The organism is Flavobacterium sp. I-STPP5a (assembly GCF_009764685.1).
Lineage (GTDB): Bacteria > Bacteroidota > Bacteroidia > Flavobacteriales > Flavobacteriaceae > Flavobacterium.
Map to the genome: position 1 here is coordinate 170,964 of NZ_VHLM01000057.1, position 17,707 is coordinate 188,670.

17 protein-coding genes are annotated in these 17,707 nt (G+C 32.3%); 2 read left to right on the forward strand and 15 right to left on the reverse strand.

Translation table 11 applies throughout. The annotated features are described in order from the left end of the window. Positions 1-110: 110 nt before the first annotated feature. From fabV to FJV36_RS11355, 8 genes are all read right to left on the reverse strand, one after another. The gene (fabV, locus tag FJV36_RS11320) at positions 111-1,301 is read right to left on the reverse strand and encodes an enoyl-ACP reductase FabV (RefSeq protein ID WP_158729963.1); all 1,191 of its coding nucleotides are present in this window, start codon (positions 1,299-1,301) and stop codon (positions 111-113) included. A gap of 85 nt (positions 1,302-1,386) precedes the next feature. Beyond that, positions 1,387-3,039, reverse strand: a complete 1,653-nt coding sequence (recN, locus tag FJV36_RS11325; protein ID WP_158729964.1) for a DNA repair protein RecN — start codon at positions 3,037-3,039, stop codon at positions 1,387-1,389. Between the two features lie 39 nt (positions 3,040-3,078). Beyond that, positions 3,079-3,963 (reverse strand): DUF4835 family protein, encoded by an 885-nt coding sequence (locus FJV36_RS11330; RefSeq protein ID WP_158729965.1) that lies wholly within the window; start codon positions 3,961-3,963, stop codon positions 3,079-3,081. A gap of 56 nt (positions 3,964-4,019) precedes the next feature. Next, the gene (gene coaBC, locus FJV36_RS11335; RefSeq protein WP_158729966.1) at positions 4,020-5,237 is read right to left on the reverse strand and encodes a bifunctional phosphopantothenoylcysteine decarboxylase/phosphopantothenate--cysteine ligase CoaBC; all 1,218 of its coding nucleotides are present in this window, start codon (positions 5,235-5,237) and stop codon (positions 4,020-4,022) included. 8 nt (positions 5,238-5,245) lie between these two features. Beyond that, on the reverse strand, positions 5,246-5,563 hold the full coding sequence (locus FJV36_RS11340; RefSeq protein WP_026709525.1) for a DNA-directed RNA polymerase subunit omega: 318 nt from the start codon (positions 5,561-5,563) through the stop codon (positions 5,246-5,248). Between the two features lie 8 nt (positions 5,564-5,571). Next, positions 5,572-6,366 carry an outer membrane protein assembly factor BamD gene (locus tag FJV36_RS11345; protein ID WP_158729967.1) on the reverse strand — a complete coding sequence of 265 codons (795 nt, stop codon included), beginning with the start codon at positions 6,364-6,366 and terminating at the stop codon, positions 5,572-5,574. 131 nt (positions 6,367-6,497) lie between these two features. Then, entirely contained in the window at positions 6,498-7,379 is an 882-nt protein-coding gene (gene dapA, locus FJV36_RS11350; protein WP_158729968.1) for a 4-hydroxy-tetrahydrodipicolinate synthase, read from the reverse strand. Between the two features lie 4 nt (positions 7,380-7,383). Then, positions 7,384-7,896 (reverse strand): hypothetical protein, encoded by a 513-nt coding sequence (locus tag FJV36_RS11355; protein ID WP_158729969.1) that lies wholly within the window; start codon positions 7,894-7,896, stop codon positions 7,384-7,386. A 53-nt stretch (positions 7,897-7,949) separates the two neighbouring features. Between FJV36_RS11355 and FJV36_RS11360 the strand changes: the two genes are divergently transcribed. Both FJV36_RS11360 and FJV36_RS11365 read left to right on the forward strand, forming a co-directional pair. Further along, positions 7,950-8,732 carry a 5'-nucleotidase C-terminal domain-containing protein gene (locus FJV36_RS11360; protein WP_158729970.1) on the forward strand — a complete coding sequence of 261 codons (783 nt, stop codon included), beginning with the start codon at positions 7,950-7,952 and terminating at the stop codon, positions 8,730-8,732. A 140-nt stretch (positions 8,733-8,872) separates the two neighbouring features. Beyond that, positions 8,873-9,784 (forward strand): bifunctional UDP-sugar hydrolase/5'-nucleotidase, encoded by a 912-nt coding sequence (locus tag FJV36_RS11365; protein ID WP_158729971.1) that lies wholly within the window; start codon positions 8,873-8,875, stop codon positions 9,782-9,784. A 79-nt stretch (positions 9,785-9,863) separates the two neighbouring features. Here the strand turns inward: FJV36_RS11365 and FJV36_RS11370 are convergent, their stop codons facing one another. The 7 genes from FJV36_RS11370 to rpsF all read right to left on the reverse strand — a co-directional run bounded on the left by FJV36_RS11370 (position 9,864) and on the right by rpsF (position 17,680). Then, complete coding sequence (locus FJV36_RS11370) at positions 9,864-10,316, reverse strand: hypothetical protein (RefSeq protein WP_158981114.1); 453 nt, start codon at positions 10,314-10,316, stop codon at positions 9,864-9,866. A 247-nt stretch (positions 10,317-10,563) separates the two neighbouring features. Beyond that, the gene (gene ligA, locus FJV36_RS11375; protein ID WP_158729973.1) at positions 10,564-12,582 is read right to left on the reverse strand and encodes an NAD-dependent DNA ligase LigA; all 2,019 of its coding nucleotides are present in this window, start codon (positions 12,580-12,582) and stop codon (positions 10,564-10,566) included. A 75-nt stretch (positions 12,583-12,657) separates the two neighbouring features. Further along, the gene (locus FJV36_RS11380; protein ID WP_158729974.1) at positions 12,658-13,131 is read right to left on the reverse strand and encodes a DUF6495 family protein; all 474 of its coding nucleotides are present in this window, start codon (positions 13,129-13,131) and stop codon (positions 12,658-12,660) included. A 122-nt stretch (positions 13,132-13,253) separates the two neighbouring features. Beyond that, complete coding sequence (locus FJV36_RS11385; protein WP_158729975.1) at positions 13,254-16,433, reverse strand: carboxypeptidase regulatory-like domain-containing protein; 3,180 nt, start codon at positions 16,431-16,433, stop codon at positions 13,254-13,256. A gap of 98 nt (positions 16,434-16,531) precedes the next feature. After that, positions 16,532-16,972: a 50S ribosomal protein L9 gene (gene rplI, locus FJV36_RS11390; protein WP_158729976.1), complete on the reverse strand. Its 441-nt coding sequence runs from the start codon at positions 16,970-16,972 to the stop codon at positions 16,532-16,534. Between the two features lie 64 nt (positions 16,973-17,036). Then, the gene (gene rpsR, locus FJV36_RS11395) at positions 17,037-17,333 is read right to left on the reverse strand and encodes a 30S ribosomal protein S18 (RefSeq protein ID WP_086454224.1); all 297 of its coding nucleotides are present in this window, start codon (positions 17,331-17,333) and stop codon (positions 17,037-17,039) included. A 5-nt stretch (positions 17,334-17,338) separates the two neighbouring features. Beyond that, positions 17,339-17,680, reverse strand: coding sequence for a 30S ribosomal protein S6 (rpsF, locus tag FJV36_RS11400; protein ID WP_035671622.1), 342 nt, complete (start codon positions 17,678-17,680; stop codon positions 17,339-17,341). Between the last annotated feature and the right edge of the window lie 27 nt (positions 17,681-17,707).

The window sequence follows — 17,707 nt, forward strand, 5'->3', positions numbered from 1 at the left end:
GTATTTAGGGTATTTTTTATGAATCAAAAATTTTAACAAAGATAATCTTTATCCATAAAAAAACCATCAACTATTAATTGATGGTTTTAAATAATATTTGAGAAAAATTATTACACTATACTTTCAATAGCTACAACTTCATTAGCATCTGCTGCATAATCAACTCCAGCTACATCAAAGCCAAATAAGTTATAAAAATCTTTTCTATACCCTTCTAAATCTGATATTTCTTGTAGATTTTCAGTAACTGCTTCGTTCCATAAAAAAGCAACTTTCTCTTGAACATCAGATCTCATTTCAAGATCGTCAATTCTAATTCTTCCTTTTTCGTCAACTGGAATTTCACCTCCAGTGTACAAACGCTCTTGGTACAAACGTTGAATTTGCTCTATACACCCTTCATGAATTCCTTCTTCTTTCATGATTTTGTACAACAACGAGATATACAATGGAATAACCGGAATTGCAGAACTAGCTTGTGTCACCAATGCTTTATTAACCGATACAAATGCTTTTCCATCGATGCTTTTTAATGCATCTGTAATAGCAAATGCGGTTGCTTCAAGATGATCTTTTGCACGACCAATTGTTCCTTTTCTATAAACTGCCTCTGTTAAGGATGGCCCAATATAAGAATAAGCAACAGTTGCCACACCTGGTGCCAATAGATTTTCAGCTTTTAAAGCATCTATCCACATAGCCCAATCTTCACCACCCATTACTGCTACAGTATTTTCTATATCGTCACCACTACATGGAGCAATTGAAATTTCAGACACTTTACCTGAGTGAAAATCAACAGTTTTATTAGTAAATACATCACCGATAGGCTTTAACACTGATCTGTGTAAAATACCTGTACCAGGATGCATACGCACTGGCGAAGCTAAACTGTAAATTATAAGATCAATTTGTCCTAAATCAGCTTTGATAAGATCAATAGTTTGTTGTTTTATTTCATTCGAAAAGGCATCACCGTTGATACTCTTAGCATACAAACCTGCTTTATGTGCTTCATTTTCAAAAGCTGCTGAATTATACCAACCCGGTGAGGCAGTTTTACCTTCACTAGGCGCTTTCTCAAAGAACACACCTATGGTTGCTGCATCAGATCCAAAAGCACTTGTAATACGTGAAGCCAAACCAAATCCAGTTGACGCACCTATTACCAATACTTTTTTAGCACCATTAATAGCACCTTTAGACGTAATATATTCTATTTGATTTTTTACATTTTGCTCGCATCCTTTTGGGTGAGATGTAGTGCAAATAAACCCTCTCATTCTTGGTTCAATAATCATATTTTGTGGTGTTTTTTTTTTTTATAATTAAACGTTTTTAGTATTCGAAATTGTTCAGAAAAACGAACAAATATAATAGAAATAATTAATTCAACAAGGCTTTTGCATGATTAAGCGCTGAGTCTGTAACGGCTGTTCCTGATAACATTTGCGCTATCTCAACTACTCTTTCATCATTAGTCAATAACTTTAATTCTGATTGTGTATCATCGTCAATTGTTGATTTAAAAACTTTAAAATGCGCATCTCCTTTGGCAGCAATTTGAGGCAAATGGGTAATAGCAAAAATTTGCATTGATTGACTCATTTGTTTCATAATCTCTCCCATTCGTATCGCAATTTCTCCTGAAACTCCAGTATCAATTTCATCAAAAATTAAAGTTGGTAATTTTGAATATTGAGCCAAAATAGCTTTTACAGCTAGCATAATACGCGACATCTCTCCTCCCGATGCTACCTTTTTCAATATCCCGAAATCAGTTCCTTTATTTGCAGAAAACAAGAACTGAAGCTCGTCTTTACCATTTGCAAAAAAAGATTCAGATGTTGATAAAAGAATATTAAAACGCACATTAGGCATACCTAGGGTACTCAAAATTTGAATTAATTGTTCTGATAAAACAGGTATCGCAATGGATCTACTATTGCTAATTTCTAATGCTAATCCGTTCAGCTCTTTCTTCTTTTGTTCTATGGAAACCGTTAAATTTTCAATTTCATCTTCCATACTGCCTAGTTCTAAAACAGCATTTTCAAGTTGAGATTGAATAACTAGTAGCTCTTCTACAGTAGCAACTTGATGCTTTTTTTGAAGACTAAAAATAAGTTGTAATTTTTGACTTATCAGGTTAAGTTGCTCGGGATCATTAATTAACTTGTCCGAAAAACGAACCATCTCCCCTGTAATATCGTCAAATTCAATTGCAATACTTGTAATTCGCTCAAGCAATGATTGGTATTCAGTTGAAAATGGTGCAATTTTTTGTACCGAATTTTTGATTTCATTCAGATTATACAATACGCCTATTTGTTCTTCATTGGCTATAGCCAAAGACTTACTCATAGATTCTTTAATAATCTCCACATTATTCAACTTCTCAAAATCAGATTCTAAAATCTCTTGTTCACCGGCTTTTAATTTAGCCTCAACAAGTTCATTCAGCAAAAAAGTATTGTAGTCTTGCTCTTTCTTGGCTTCGCTTTGTTTTTTCAACAATGCATTTAGCTTTGATGTGTCTGACTTGAAACTCTTTAAAAATAATTGATACTTCGTAATAATCTCCTTATTACCTGCTATGGCATCTATAATATCAAATTGAACATTCTCATCTGAAAGCTCTTGAGTTTGTTGTTGTGAATGTATATCGAGTAAAAAGACACTCAAATCTTGTAACTCTTGAAGATTTACTGGACTGTCATTTACAAAAGCTCTAGATTTCCCCGAAGGCAAAATTTCACGTCGGATAATTGTATCGTTTTCAAAATCCAAGTCATTCGATTCAAAGAAAGACCTTAAATTGTATTTTGAAATATCAAAATGTGCTTCAATTACACATTTTTCTTCTTTATTTTTTAATGAAGTTAAATCAGATCTTTTTCCTAAAACAAGACCTAGAGCACCTAAAATTATAGATTTACCAGCTCCTGTTTCTCCCGTAATTATTGAAAAACCACTTGAAAAATCAATAGCTAATTTCTCTATCAATGCGTAGTTTTTTATAGAAAGTGACGTTATCATGTATTTGTTATTTGAAATTGGTGTAGTATATATTAAACCCTAAAATTTAATACTGGACCACTTACTTGCATTTAATGGTGACGTTTTGTTGAGACCATCAACTAAATCTGAGATTGGGATGCTTGGGCCTCCAGAAAATATTGAAACAATTTCATCTGATTTGGCGTCAAAAAAAACACGGGTTAAAAAAGCATTTGGTCGTGACCCACTAAGTTTAGACAAACCAGATAGTGCCAGTTTTACCTTTTCTTTACCTAGTTTCAAATCCTGACTCATTATATCAAGACCCAAATGATAATCTAGCATTGTTTCTCTAATTTGTTTAAAAGGTGGCGCTAAGAAATCGTTAATCAAAAAAAAGCGATTTTGATTCCCATCGGCTTGACTCCAACCACGAGTACCACTTTGTTGAGCTACATTACAAATGTTTTGAGCAATCTCTAAATTTGTATTACCTGCTTCTAACACAAAAGTATCGGCATCCAAACCTAAAATTAAATAACTGTAAAAAGCTACAACTGAAACTAAATTTGAATCAAAGGAAGCTGGATTAAAAAAAAGATTTTCAAACTCAGTATACCTGAAATTAAAATCTTTATCATTGAAATTGAATACTGGTGAAGCGTAAGTAGAATTAAAAGTAGGTCTTGAAGACTGGACTTGTATGCTTGCTGTAAACTGATCTGCACTATTAGAAAGTATGGTGATATACATAGAGCAGTTTATTTTTTCAACTTGCTTCATGGGTTGTCCTGTCCAATCTGTTTTATTTACAAATTCAATTAATGAGGTTTGTAGTGTTTTAAAAACTTGTTGATTGGTAACATTCAATCGTTGTGAATCAACCGTAACTGTACAATTTAACTGTTGCGAATAAACAATACCACAGACAAAAAATAACAAAAAAGGGATTATTTTATTCATCTTCAAATTTCTGTTATACGATTAGATTTTGATTAAATTGAATTGAAAAAATAGAATTATATCTTTATTTCAAAATGTTGACATACTTTATCCATAATATCATCTGCAACTTTTTCTTTGGATTTTAAATCCATTGGAGAGATTTGGAATGATTGATCTATAAAAGTTACTTTATTTGTCAGTTTACCAAAACCAGCTCCTGGATCTTGCAAAGAATTAAGAACAATCAAATCTAAGTTTTTTTTCTTGATTTTCAACTTTGCATTTTCAATTTCATTTTCAGTTTCTAATGCAAAACCTATTAAAAACTGATTTTTTTTCTTTTCTCCCATAGAGGCAAGAATATCTCTAGTCTTTTCAAGTTCAATTGTAAAGCTTTCTTCTGTTTTTTTAATTTTTTGGTCAGCAATATTTTTCGGTCTATAATCAGCAACTGCTGCAGCTGCAATGGCTACATCAACTGAATCATATATATTATGACAAGCCTGATACATATCCTCTGCAGATACTACTGGTATTACATTAATCAAACTAGTACTCACTTTAAAATGTGTAGGCCCTGTGACTAAGTAAACTGTTGCGCCTCTATTTGCAGCACTAATAGCAATATCAAAACCCATTTTACCAGATGAATGATTCCCAATAAAACGTACTGGATCTATAGCTTCATAAGTTGGACCCGCTGTAACTAAAATTTTTTTTCCTTGCAGTGGTAACTTACTATTTAAATCATTTTCAATAAAAGCAATAATATTTTCAGGCTCAGCCATTCGGCCTTCACCAGATAAACCGCTTGCCAATTCACCTGTTTCGGCAGGAATTAAAATATTACCATAACGAATTAACGATTCAAAACTTTTTAAAGTAGAAGCATGCTTATACATGTCCAAATCCATTGCTGGTGCAAAGTAAACAGGACATTTTGCTGATAGATAGGTAGCAATTACAAGATTATCACAAGTTCCATTAGACATCTTTGACAATGTATTTGCAGTAGCTGGAGCAATTATCATTAAATCAGCCCAAAGTGCTAATTCAACATGATTATTCCACTGCTCATTATCATTTTCTTGATCATAAAAATTAGAGTGAACTGGATTTTTTGATAGAGTAGATAATGTAAGTGGCGTGACAAAATCCTTAGAAGCAGGTGTCATTATCACTTGGACATGTGCACCTGCTTTAATAAAATGTCGTACTAATGTAGCTGTTTTATAGGCTGCAATTCCACCAGAAATTCCAAGTAGAATTTTCTTACCTTGCAAAACTGACATCGTACTAATTATTTATTTGAATCTCTATGATATATTTTACCATCTAACCATTCTTGTACTGCTAAAGCATGCGGTTTAGGTAATTTTTCATAAAATTTAGAAACTTCAATTTGTTCTTTATTTTCAAAGACTTCCTCAAGACTATCGTTATAAGTAGCAAACTCTTCTAATTTCTCAGTCAATTCTTTTTTAATTTCAGAATTGATTTGATTTGCTCTTTTAGCCATAATCGTTATTGCTTCATATACGTTACCCGTTGGTTCTTCAATTACAGTTTTATTGTATGTAATTGTATTTACAGGAGCATTCGTCTTTTTTAAATCCATGACTTTATTTATTTAGTAAAATTTTGTAACTCTTTTTCAATTCTCACTAACATTTCGTTAGCTTGTTTTTTATATTTTGATTCTGGGTTAAACTTCACCAAGTTAGCTTGAGCAACTTTAGCAACATTCAACCTCTCTTGCATTTTTGATGGAATACTGTTAATGGCTAGTTGATAGGCTGAATCAAACTTAAAAAACAATGCGTCCTCTTTGTATTTGGTACCTGGATAATCAACTATAAAATTTTCTAGGGCCACTATAGCTGATTTGTAATCAGATATGGTGTGATACCCCTTTGCGTTTTCATATACTTTTTTCTCCACTTTTTCACTTAAAGCTTTTACGGCTAAATTAGCATCCTTTGCATATTGAGAATTTGGATATGCATCTATAAAATTTTGAAGTTTATCTAATGCCTTGTTAGTATCGGTTTGATCCAAACTATAAACAGGAGATAACATAGAATAACTTTTAGCTCCTAAATAAGCCGCCTCTTCCAGTTTTTCACTTTTTGGATAACCAGAAACAAAACTATCAAACTGATACCCTGCTAAGTAATATTGCTTTGTTTTATAATAGGACTGCGAAAACATAAAAAATAGTTTTTCAGCTTGCGGTTTTCCTCTGTATGCAGGCGCTATTTGTTCAAAAATCCTTAATGCTTTGGCATATTTACCAGCATCATATAACTTGGTTCCCATTTCAAATTTCACAGCAACATCATCAGATTTTAATGCTTTTTGATATTCATTACAAGAGCTGAGTAAGGCAACAGTTAAAACGAGATATATTATTTTTTTCATTTTCATATTTTATAATGATTTGCAAGCTACAAAAACCTACCTATCATTCCGGAGTTTCGGTGGCAAATTTAGGCATTAATTAAGCGAATACAAAATATATTTTTTTTGTTAAAAAAATATATTTCAAAAATCTATCCGTGGATTTTTTTTACAAATGTATCAATTCTTTTTTCTAATGATTCGTCTACAGTTACTAATGGTAATCTTACTGTATTGGTTGCGATACCCAACGACTGAAAAATTTGTTTGATACCCGCCGGATTTCCTTGTTCAAAAATCATATCAATACTATCAGCAAGTAGATATTGGGTTTTAAAAGCCTGGTCAACTTTACGTTCTAAACCAAGTCGAATCATATTTGAAAACTCCCTTGGAAAACCTTGACCAATTACAGAAATTACACCTGCTCCTCCAGCCAAGACCATTGGTAAAGCAATCATATCATCTCCTGAAATCACTAAAAAGTCCGAGGGTTTATTCTGTATCAATTGCATGGCTTGCACTAAATCACCAGCTGCCTCTTTTATAGCTACTACATTTTTAAATTCATGTGCTAAACGCAATACGGTGCTTGGTAGCATATTACTAGCTGTTCTTCCTGGAACATTATACAAAATTACAGGTATCGGAGAAGCCTCCGCAACTGCTTTAAAATGCTGATAAATTCCTTCTTGAGTTGGCTTATTATAATACGGAGATACAGATAAAATTGCCGTAAATGCTGATAAATCTCTAGTCTCTAACTCTGCAACAACCTTTGCCGTATTATTTCCTCCAACACCTAAAACAAGAGGCAATACACCATTGTTTGCTTCAATAACTGTTGCAATAACAAGTTCTTTTTCTTCTTGTGATAAGGTAGCATTCTCTGCAGTAGTACCTAATACTACAAGATATTCTATCCCACCTTCAATGGAGTAATTTACTATTCTTTTTAAAGCATCAACATCTATTGAAAAATCGCTTTTAAAAGGGGTTACAAGAGCAACACCTGTACCTATTAATGATTGCATAGTATTATATTATATTTAGTAATTTTAAAATTTTAAAAAACTCTTTTACAAAAACGACATGATTTTCAAGAGTGGTTTGTAAGGTAAAATGATGTAAACGAGTATCAACTGATGCAAAACCTACTTTAAAACCAGCCTTTGTTAAATGTGTAAGTTGCATTAAAATAGTCTCTTCTAGATCATAATAACTTATTAACACATCATACTTTTTACTTAAAAACTCTTTTGGAGCAACACCACTAAATCCTCCGTCCCATTGTAAATGAGCATATTCGAGATACGGAAACTCATCTTTAATTTGATTGACCGAATCTTTCTTAAGTTGAAGAACAGCTATATTTTCAGGAAGAATCCCTCCCAACACAAGTTCCTTTATCAAAAGTTTTGTTCTTGTAAAACCAACTCCATCAACCAGAACTCCAATAGTTTTTACCGATGAAGGGACTACTAAAACAGCTGAACTTTGTAATTTTTTATTTAATGTTTTTTTTACCCAAAAATTTTTAATGTGATTCAAAAACATATTACTTTTACCTGATTACAAAATTAATTAATAAAGTCGCATTTAAAATGGTAAATCTAAAAAAGTATAACGATGTTTCTAAACTTTTTGTTATATTCTTAACATTTTTTTTTATTGCATCCTGCAGTAAACAAAGTTACACTATTACTAAAATTGAAAGTAAAAGAGTCGCAGTAACAGATAAACAGGGGACAAACCTTGAAATAGAAAATTTTGTCAAACCTTATAGAGAGCACATCAACAAAGATCTTGACAGCGTACTTGCCTATTGCCCAGAAACATTGGATAAAAGCAATGGAAAATGGCAAACAAAAATTGGGAATCTAATGGCTGATGTGACTTTGTTACGCGGAGATATTGTTTTTAAAGCCAGAGAAAAAAAGAAAATAGATATTTGTATTTTAAATAGCGGCGGAATAAGGTCTATATTACCTAAAGGGAACGTGACAGCAAGAACAGCATTTGAAATCATGCCTTTTGAAAACAGTCTAGTTGTTATTGCATTAAAAGGAGAACAAATACTGGAGCTGGTTGCTTATTTTATTGCTGAAAAAAAACCACATCCATTGGCTGGAATAACTTTTACTATTGATGCTAATAACAATCCTAAAAACATAATGGTTCAAGGAAATCCTTTAGATGCAAACACCACTTATTATGTAGGAACCAATGATTATCTTGCTAATGGTGGTGATAACATGAACTTTTTTAAGAAAGGAATTCAAAAGTTTGATTTAGAATACAAACTAAGAAATATCTTGATAGATTATTTTAAGGAGGTTGACACCATACCTGTGATTGATGATGTTAGAATTACTGAAGAAAAGTAACATCTAATTTTATTAATGATATTAAAATAGATACTAGATAACAATATCTTTTTTGGAAAAACGCACCTGCGTATACAGCAAAAAAATCAAAAGCAATCCTAATTCATTTTTAAGAAAATCAATTAGACAAAATATACACGATGAAAAGAAGAGAATTTATAGAAAAAACCGCTGCAGGATCAGCATTATTGAGTTTAGGTTTATCACTAAGTAGTTTTGATACAACCACAGCAAAACAGCTTACCATTTTACACACTAATGATGTTCATAGTTATATAGATCCATTTCCTGCTGATCATCCTCGTAATGCTAATATGGGCGGAGTAGCACGAAGAGCTGCTCTTATTGAAAGCATTAGAAAAGAAAATCCGAATGTACTTCTCCTTGATGCTGGTGATATTTTTCAAGGCACACCTTATTTTAACTACTACGGAGGGGAACTAGAGTTCAAATTAATGAGTATGATGCAATATGACGCCTCAACCATAGGAAATCATGATTTTGACAATGGCGTTGATGGACTTAGAGCTCAAATGCATCACGCAAAATTTGAATTTCTTTCGGCCAATTATGATTTTAAAAATACAGTTATGGATGGATTTGTAAAACCATTCAAGATTTTTAATAAAAACGGCATTAAAGTTGGAGTTTTTGGACTCGGGATTGAACTTGCAGGGCTAGTAGACAAAGGAATGTATAAAGAAACCGTTTACAATGATCCTCTAGAAATTACTCAAGACATGGTTCGAATTTTAAAACAAGAAAACAAATGCGATATTGTGATTTGTTTGTCTCATTTAGGATATAAATACAAAGACGAACCAAACAAAATTTGTGATTTGAAACTTGCCGAACTTACTCAAGATATTGACTTGATTATAGGAGGACATACCCATACATTTTTAGACAAACCTTCGGTGGTAAAAAACAAACTAGGAAAAGATGTATTAGTAAATCAAGTGGGATGTTACGGAATCAATTTAGGTAGAATTGATTTTTATGTAGACAACAATAAAACTAAAGCTGTTGAAGGTAAATCGATTATAGTGTAACTATAATCGATTTGCCTTCAACAGCAAAATATCATTTTCCAATGATGACTTTTTTGCACGGCGCGAAAAAGTCACTTGCCTATTCTTCATCTGCTGTCGACTCACGATTAAAACTCTCAGTGTCAATTACAAATTTGTAAAAAGCATAATAACTTGTTACATACAAAACCATTCCTAATGGTTTAAAATAAGTTGATGGCAGGTTATTTAAAAAAACTTTCTCGATAAAAACAGTAAAATACAATCCTATCGATAGCACTCCAAAGATTGACAGCCAAGGTGTACTTGTAGTTTCATTCATAAAATAATTCGACAAAACTACTCCTCCAAGAATTGATACTAATATATTTTGTAGTAACAAAGGGTAATAACTTCCATGTGGAATTCCATCCGAAATAGACAATAAATATGAAAAAATAAATATAAAAGGAAATAATGCTATTAGTATTGGAATAAAATCCCTGACCTTATTTAACTTTATAATGTAAAAAATAAGTACTGTTCTGTGGATCATAATTCCTGCTACTCCCAATATTAAAAAAAGTTTTGATTCCGAAATAATAAAAATACTGGTAAGCAACAAAAAAAAGGTAGTTATAAAAAAAAGACTGCTTCTTTCCTTGGACGTACTCCAATAAAGACAGAATATTAGCAATGCTACCAAAGGTCGAAATGTAAACTGAATTGCTTTAAAAGAACATATTTCTGCCCAAACTGCAATGATTGTAAAAGAAAAAAGCAAAACAACAATTGTATTCTCCTGTAAAAAATTAAATTTCTTAGTCAATAGTTGCATTAGTTTCATTTATCAAATTAATGAAATCTTCTTCAGAAATAATAGACACATTTAACTTTGTGGCCTTGTCTAGTTTTGCCGGACCCATATTATCGCCCGCAATGACATAATCTGTTTTGGCTGAAATAGAACTACCTACTTTTCCGTCATTATCTTCTATCGCTTTTTTTAATTCGTCTCTTGAGAATTTTTCAAAAACACCCGAAACAACAAATATCTTTCCTGAGAAAATTGTGGTTGCATTTGGATTCACATTTTGAATAATTTCAAATTGAACCCCAACAGTTTTTAACTTATCGATTATTGCAATATTATTTTCATTTTCAAAAAACAAAACAACGCTTTGCGCAATTCGCTCTCCAATTTCATCTACTTGTATTAAATCAGATATTGTTGCAATTTGTAAAGCCTCTATGTTTTTATAATGAAGCGCTAGTTTTTTAGCTACGGTTTCTCCCACATACCGTATCCCAAGTGCATATAAGACTCTTTCAAAAGGTATATTTTTTGAATTCGATACACCGTTTACAAGATTTTCAGCTGATTTTTGAGCCATACGCTCCAAGGGAACAATTTGCTCCACCTTGAGATCATAAAGATCAGCATAATTTTGAACCAAATTATTATTGAAAAGTAGCGCAACCGTCTCACCACCTAACCCCTCAATATCCATTGCCTTTCTAGATATAAAGTGCTGTATTCGTCCAATAATTTGAGGAGGGCAACCATAAAAATTAGGACAGTAATGATTGGCTTCTCCTTCATTTTTTATTAACTCGGTTTTACATTCTGGACATTCTGTAATATAAACCGTTGGTGTTGTATTTTCAGGTCTAAAACTCAAATCAACTGCAATAATCTTTGGAATAATCTCTCCACCCTTTTCAACAAATACGGTGTCTCCAACTCGAATGTCTAATTTTTCAATTTGATCTGCATTGTGCAGAGAAGCTCTTTTAACCACGGTTCCTGCCAGTTGTACAGGAGACAAATTTGCAACTGGAGTAATAGATCCAGTTCTTCCTACTTGATAAGAAATCGAGTTTAATCGAGTAGAAACCTGCTCTGATTTGAATTTATACGCTATTGCCCAGCGCGGAGATTTGGCTGTATACCCTAATTCTTCTTGAAAATAAAAAGAATTAACCTTTACAACAACGCCGTCAGTTTCATACGGTAAATTATGACGATGCTCATCCCAATACGCTATAAAATTAAAAACTTCTTCTAGATTGTTTGCTAATTGAGCTTCTTTGGGCACTTTAAAACCCCATTCTCTTGCCACATTTAAACTGTTAAATTGCGAATCGAAAGGCAAATCACTACCTATTATAAAATACAACAAACAATCTAAGGGACGTTTTGCAACGAGAGCGCTATCTTGTAATTTTAAACTTCCAGAGGCAGTATTTCTAGGGTTTGAATATGGTGTTTCACCAATTTCAATCAAATCCTGGTTCATTTTTTCAAAACCAGCAAATGGTAAAATTATTTCTCCCCGAATGTCAAATTTTGCAGGATAATTACCTTTTAGCTGCAAAGGAATCGTCTTTATAGTTTTAATATTTTGTGTTACATCATCCCCTTGAAATCCATCACCACGAGTAACTGCTTTTTGTAATTTTCCATTTTCATATGTAATACTTATCGAAGCACCATCATATTTTAACTCGCAAGTATAAGAAATAGTAACATCGCCCAAAACTTTTTTTAATCGAGTTTCCCAATTGATAAGATCTTCTTTAGAATAGGAATTATCTAAAGAGTACATGCGATGTTCATGCGCTACAGTTTGAAAATTTTTAGTTATTGTACCTCCTACTCGTTGTGTAGGCGAGTTCTTATCTTCAAATTCCGGATGCTTACTTTCAAGTTCTTGTAGCTGTTTTAATTTTAAATCAAATTCATAGTCAGAAATAACTGGATTATCTAAAACATAATAATTGTAATTATGCTGATGCAACTCTTCTCTTAGTTGTTGAATTGTATTTTGAATATTCATGGAAATAAAAATTGGCTATCTTAGTACTTGAAATAAGGTACTAAAATAACCAATTTAAAAGAATCAGCAATACATTTAAGAAGCTATAATTGTATTTATTTGTTGGTATAATTGACCGTCACTTAAAAAAGAACCTTGTTGAATCAATTCAAAAATTGAAGAATTGCGTTCCTCAGTAAATTCTTTTTTACCTACTTTCATCTCAATGGTATCTGTAAACATATTGTCACTAAGCCATTGCAATCCCTCACGAGTTAAAAAATCAACTTCCGGAACTAGAGATTTCAAAACAATAGACTGTACATAAGTATCAAAACAATGAAAAAGAAAAATATGATTTTTAGAAAAATGTTCTAAATAAGTCGCTTTAGAAAGCACACCTTCCCAAATCAAATCAGAGAAAACATCCAATTCTTGTTCAGCCACTTCTGGTTTTTCAGCTTTAATTTTATCCCATTCTGCTTTATCAATAGCTTGAGTGGCTAAAAAATTTGTAAATTCTTGTGTCAGTTCTTCAAACTGCTCTTTGGTCAATCGAGTATATTTCATTGTATAATTGTTAATCTAAAATTTTAATTCAAAAATGCTTTTTTTTGCGAATGCAAATTTAAAACTAAATCATAAAAAAAGCCTTCTTTTTCAAGAAGGCTTTCAATTAATTTCTAAATAGACTAGAAAATATATCTAATTCCAAACTGTGCTTGCCATCTTGATAATAAACTAGCATCGTAATTGAACGTTTTAGTTTGTGTTCCATTAAAAGTATAAGTAGGACTTTTTGTGTTTTGATCAACAGAAACTCCTATTGGTTGTATACTAGTAGGAACTTGTACTAATCCCCAATCAGAATTTAATAAATTTCCAAAATTTAAGATATCAACACTAAACTGTATTGTATTTGTTTTATCTGAACTTGAAGATGGTTTAAAATTATAATCTTGGATTAATTTCATATCCCATTTTCCTCTCCATGGCGCTAATGCTCCATAACGCTCAGCATATTGACCTCTTCTTTCACTTAAATATTTATCTTGACTGATAAAAGCATCAAAAGCAGCTCCTTGACCAGCTCCACTAAATGTCATAGCTCCAATTTCAGCCGTCGTTGGAACATAAATTAAATCATTATTAACAGAACCGTCATTGTTAATATCACCTCCATATATATAATTAAAACGACCACCCTGTGCATATTCAAAAAATGTTGAAACAGTAGTTGCCCACTTGTTATTCGAACCGTATTTCCATTTCTTAGATGCTACACCAATAAAACGGTGCGTATCTCCGTATTTTGAATTAGACAAAACGGCATCATTTACATTACCCAAAGCTGGATTAAATGCAAATGCATCACCCGTGATTTCAGCTTCAATAGAGTTTACATCTTTAGCTATTAAATAATTATAAGCTAAACTGGCAAATAAACCGTTATCAAAGTTTTTTTGCAACTTAAATGATGTGTTTAAAACATATCCTTTATTAGAATTAGTCATTACATAAGCGTTATTAGCGCCTTTGTCTGTAGCATTGTAAATTACTCTTTTATCAACACCCGCAAGAATTCCAGATGGAGTTCTTAAACCCCAGTTTTGCACATGAACACCGTTGATATCTTTGTTGTAAGACATATCAAAAGTTGCAATATAATTGTTTTTGAAACGGTGATCTAAACCTAAACTTGATCTCCATACTTGAGGCCACTTAAAGTTTTTATCCATGATTTGAAAGAAACCATCATCAGCACCACTCACTTGATTTCCTAACCATACAAATGGTAATTTTCCAGTAAATATACCTGAACCACCACGCAATTGTGTAGTTTTATCTCCTTTAACATCCCAATTGAAACCCATTCTTGGTGACCAAAGTAATTTATCTGTTGGTAATGTAGTTGAAATTAATGTTTCATCAGCCTTCGTTTTAGGATTATAATACAAAACACTATTATTTCTTGTAGCTCCGTTTTGAGTGTCTATGTATTTTTGAATTAAATCAGAAGTATCAAAATACAACGGTTTATCAACTCTTAATCCTAATGAAAGTTTGAAATTATCAGTAATATTCCAATCATCTTGAGCATATACTGCAGCCTGACCTACATTAAGCTCAGCTAATTTCCATCCATTATCTGCACCTACTTCAAAGTTGTTCTTAGCTGCATTAGTAGTTTGTGCATATAATAAATTTTGTTTTATAACTCCATTAGGATCCGCAGCATCATCCAAGAAAGATTGAACACTTGGATAAGGACCACCAAAACCAGGAATATTAAAAGTCCCTCGATACGGAAACACAAAACGATCATAACCACCTAAATTAAATGAATTTTCAAATTGATATTTCTCAAAAGATGCACCAAAAGTAAAAGCATGTTTACCTGCTGTATAACTTAAATTATTTGTGATTTGAAGAACTTTTTGATCTAGAGTATTATTGATCGAAAAAGGTTCGTGACCAGCAATAATATAATTTGAACCATTACTTTGAATATTAATTACAGGTGCGGGAGCAGAAAAAGGATCTCTAAAATCATTAAAATGAGTATAACCTGCTTGTAATTTATTAGAAATAGTTTCGCTTATTTTGGAGTTTAACTCAACCAAAAAAGACCTTAATTCATTGTTAATTTGATATCCAGATTTTTCGAATTGAAGTGTATTTGCATCTGGACCTCTAAACCCTAAAGCAGATGGATGAGCAGGTTTGTCTTTTGCAGCATTCAAAAAGTTGTAAATAACAGCTAATTTATTGTTGTCATTAATGTTCCAATCTAATTTTACAATCCCTTTATTAGAATTGGTATTATGTTTAAAACCTTGGTAAGCACCAGTATTGTAACCCAATCTACCCAATGCAGCAGATACTGCAACTAAATCAGATTCTAAAACTCTTGATTCATTTACACCCGTAACACCATCACCATTATTAGCAACAAAATTAGAACCTAAGTCACTACGCTTGTCAATTTCATAATTAGCAAAGAAAAACAACTTGTCTTTTACTATTGGACCTCCAAAGCTAAATCCAGCTTGGGTTTGTTCTAAAGATGGTACAAAAATATCTTGTCCTTTTATTTTACTTCCTGTTAGATCTTGATTTCTAAAGAAAGCATAAGCAGTACCATGAAATTCATTGGTACCTGATTTAGTAACTGCATTTACAGATGCACCTGTAAAACCCGATAATGTAACATCATAAGGTGCTGTAGCCACCTGAATTTGTTCTATTGCATCCAATGAAATAGGTTGCGAACCAGTTTGTCCTCCAGGAGTAGCAGCATCTAATCCGAAAGGATTGTTAAAAACGGCTCCGTTTAAAGAATAACTGTTGTATTGATCATTACGCCCTCCAAAAGAACCTCCACTTGCAGATGGTTCTAAACGGGTAAAATCATCAGCTGACCTAGAAATAGTAGGTAATGCCGTTAATTCTTTTCTACCAATAGTAGTTTCGGCACCTGTTCTTCCATTACCAAAAACTTTGTTTTTTGAACCTGTAATTTTTACCTCGCTCAATTGCTGACTCACATCACTTAATTGCGCATCTAAAATTAATGCTTTACCTAACTCTAAATATACTTCATTGTACACTTGAGATTCATAGCCTACAAAGGAAATAGTAACTTTGTAAGGCCCGCCAATACGCATATTTAGCATATTGTATCTACCGTCTACATTTGAAACTCCAGAATACTTAGATCCTGTAGGTGTGTGAATAGCTAGAATAGTTGCACCTGGGAGTGCTTCGCCCGCTGTACTTTTTACAATTCCTTTAATACTTGATGTTGTAGTTTGTGCCATCATGACAACAGAACTACAAAAAATCAGAAGTAGTGTAATAATTTTTTTCATTTGCTTAATTGTGTGTTATTTGTTGTGTAAAATTAAGCAAAAAAAAATCACTCCTAAGAGTGATTTTAATAATTCTTTAACAAAAAGTTAAGAAATTTTTATTTTTCTGAAACGATTTCATAGTCTAATTCCACTATAACATCTCTGTGTAAACGAACACTTGCATTGTATTTACCAGTACGCTTAACAATACCGCTAGTGATAAATTTTCTATCAATTGTTTGACCACCTTTAGCTAAAGCTTCAGCAATGTCAATATTAGTGATAGAACCAAATAATTTTTCACCACCTGCTTTAGCAAATATTTTAATTTCGATAGCTTTTAAAGCTTCACCTAATGCTTTTGCATCAGCAACTACTTTAGCTTCTTTGTGAGCTCTTTGCTTTAAGTTTTCAGCTAATACTTTCTTTGCAGATGAAGTAGCTAATTGAGCAAATCCTTGTGGAATTAAATAATTACGACCATAACCGTTTTTTACAGTTACTACATCATCTTTAAATCCTAAATTTTGAACATCTTGTTTTAAAATAAGTTCCATGTTGTTGTCCTTTATTATAGAAGTTAGGTTTCATGATTAGAAAACCAACAACTGAGTTTTAATATTATTTAAGTAAATCCGCCACGTAAGGCATCAAAGCAATGTGACGTGCTCTTTTCACAGCAACTGAAACTTTTCTTTGGTATTTTAATGAAGTTCCTGTTAAACGACGTGGTAAAATTTTACCTTGCTCGTTAACGAATTTCAATAAGAAATCAGCATCTTTATAATCAATATACTTGATACCTGATTTTTTGAAACGACAATACTTTTTAGTTTTGTTAGTTTCTATGTTCAAAGGCGTTAAATATCTGATATCTCCGTCTTTTTTTCCTGAAGCCGATTGTTGTAATGTTGCCATAATAATTAAGCTTTTGTAGATTTTAATTTAGTTCTTCTTCTCTCAGCCCATGAAATAGCATGTTTATCAAGACTTACAGTCAAGAAACGCATTACTCTTTCGTCACGTCTAAATTCAGTTTCAAAAGCGATAAGAACCTCACCAGCTACTTTGAACTCGAATAAATGGTAAAAACCACTTTTCTTGTTTTGAATTTCGTAAGCCATTTTTTTAAGACCCCAGTCTTCTTTAGACACCATTTCAGCACCTCTACTAGTAAGAAAATCTTCAAATTTGCTTACTGTTTCCTTCACCTGAACTTCAGATAAAACGGGATTTAAAATGAAAACAGTTTCATAATGATTCATAAAAATATATTTATTGTTAATTTGGGT

Bases quoted from the DNA above. Each gene is read 5' to 3' on its own strand.
- rpsR (WP_086454224.1), bottom strand. From the start codon at position 17,333: ATGGCAACATTACAACAATCGGCTTCAGGAAAAAAAGACGGAGATATC.
- FJV36_RS11330 (WP_158729965.1), bottom strand. From the start codon at position 3,963: ATGAATAAAATAATCCCTTTTTTGTTATTTTTTGTCTGTGGTATTGTT.
- rpsF (WP_035671622.1), bottom strand. From the start codon at position 17,680: ATGAATCATTATGAAACTGTTTTCATTTTAAATCCCGTTTTATCTGAA.
- FJV36_RS11340 (WP_026709525.1), bottom strand. From the start codon at position 5,563: ATGGATTTAAAAAAGACGAATGCTCCTGTAAATACAATTACATACAAT.
- FJV36_RS11380 (WP_158729974.1), bottom strand. From the start codon at position 13,131: ATGAAATATACTCGATTGACCAAAGAGCAGTTTGAAGAACTGACACAA.
- ligA (WP_158729973.1), bottom strand. From the start codon at position 12,582: ATGAATATTCAAAATACAATTCAACAACTAAGAGAAGAGTTGCATCAG.
- dapA (WP_158729968.1), bottom strand. From the start codon at position 7,379: ATGCAATCATTAATAGGTACAGGTGTTGCTCTTGTAACCCCTTTTAAA.
- FJV36_RS11385 (WP_158729975.1), bottom strand. From the start codon at position 16,433: ATGAAAAAAATTATTACACTACTTCTGATTTTTTGTAGTTCTGTTGTC.
- rplI (WP_158729976.1), bottom strand. From the start codon at position 16,972: ATGGAACTTATTTTAAAACAAGATGTTCAAAATTTAGGATTTAAAGAT.
- FJV36_RS11365 (WP_158729971.1), top strand. From the start codon at position 8,873: ATGAAAAGAAGAGAATTTATAGAAAAAACCGCTGCAGGATCAGCATTA.
- FJV36_RS11360 (WP_158729970.1), top strand. From the start codon at position 7,950: ATGGTAAATCTAAAAAAGTATAACGATGTTTCTAAACTTTTTGTTATA.
- coaBC (WP_158729966.1), bottom strand. From the start codon at position 5,237: ATGTCAGTTTTGCAAGGTAAGAAAATTCTACTTGGAATTTCTGGTGGA.
- fabV (WP_158729963.1), bottom strand. From the start codon at position 1,301: ATGATTATTGAACCAAGAATGAGAGGGTTTATTTGCACTACATCTCAC.
- recN (WP_158729964.1), bottom strand. From the start codon at position 3,039: ATGATAACGTCACTTTCTATAAAAAACTACGCATTGATAGAGAAATTA.
- FJV36_RS11345 (WP_158729967.1), bottom strand. From the start codon at position 6,366: ATGAAAAAAATAATATATCTCGTTTTAACTGTTGCCTTACTCAGCTCT.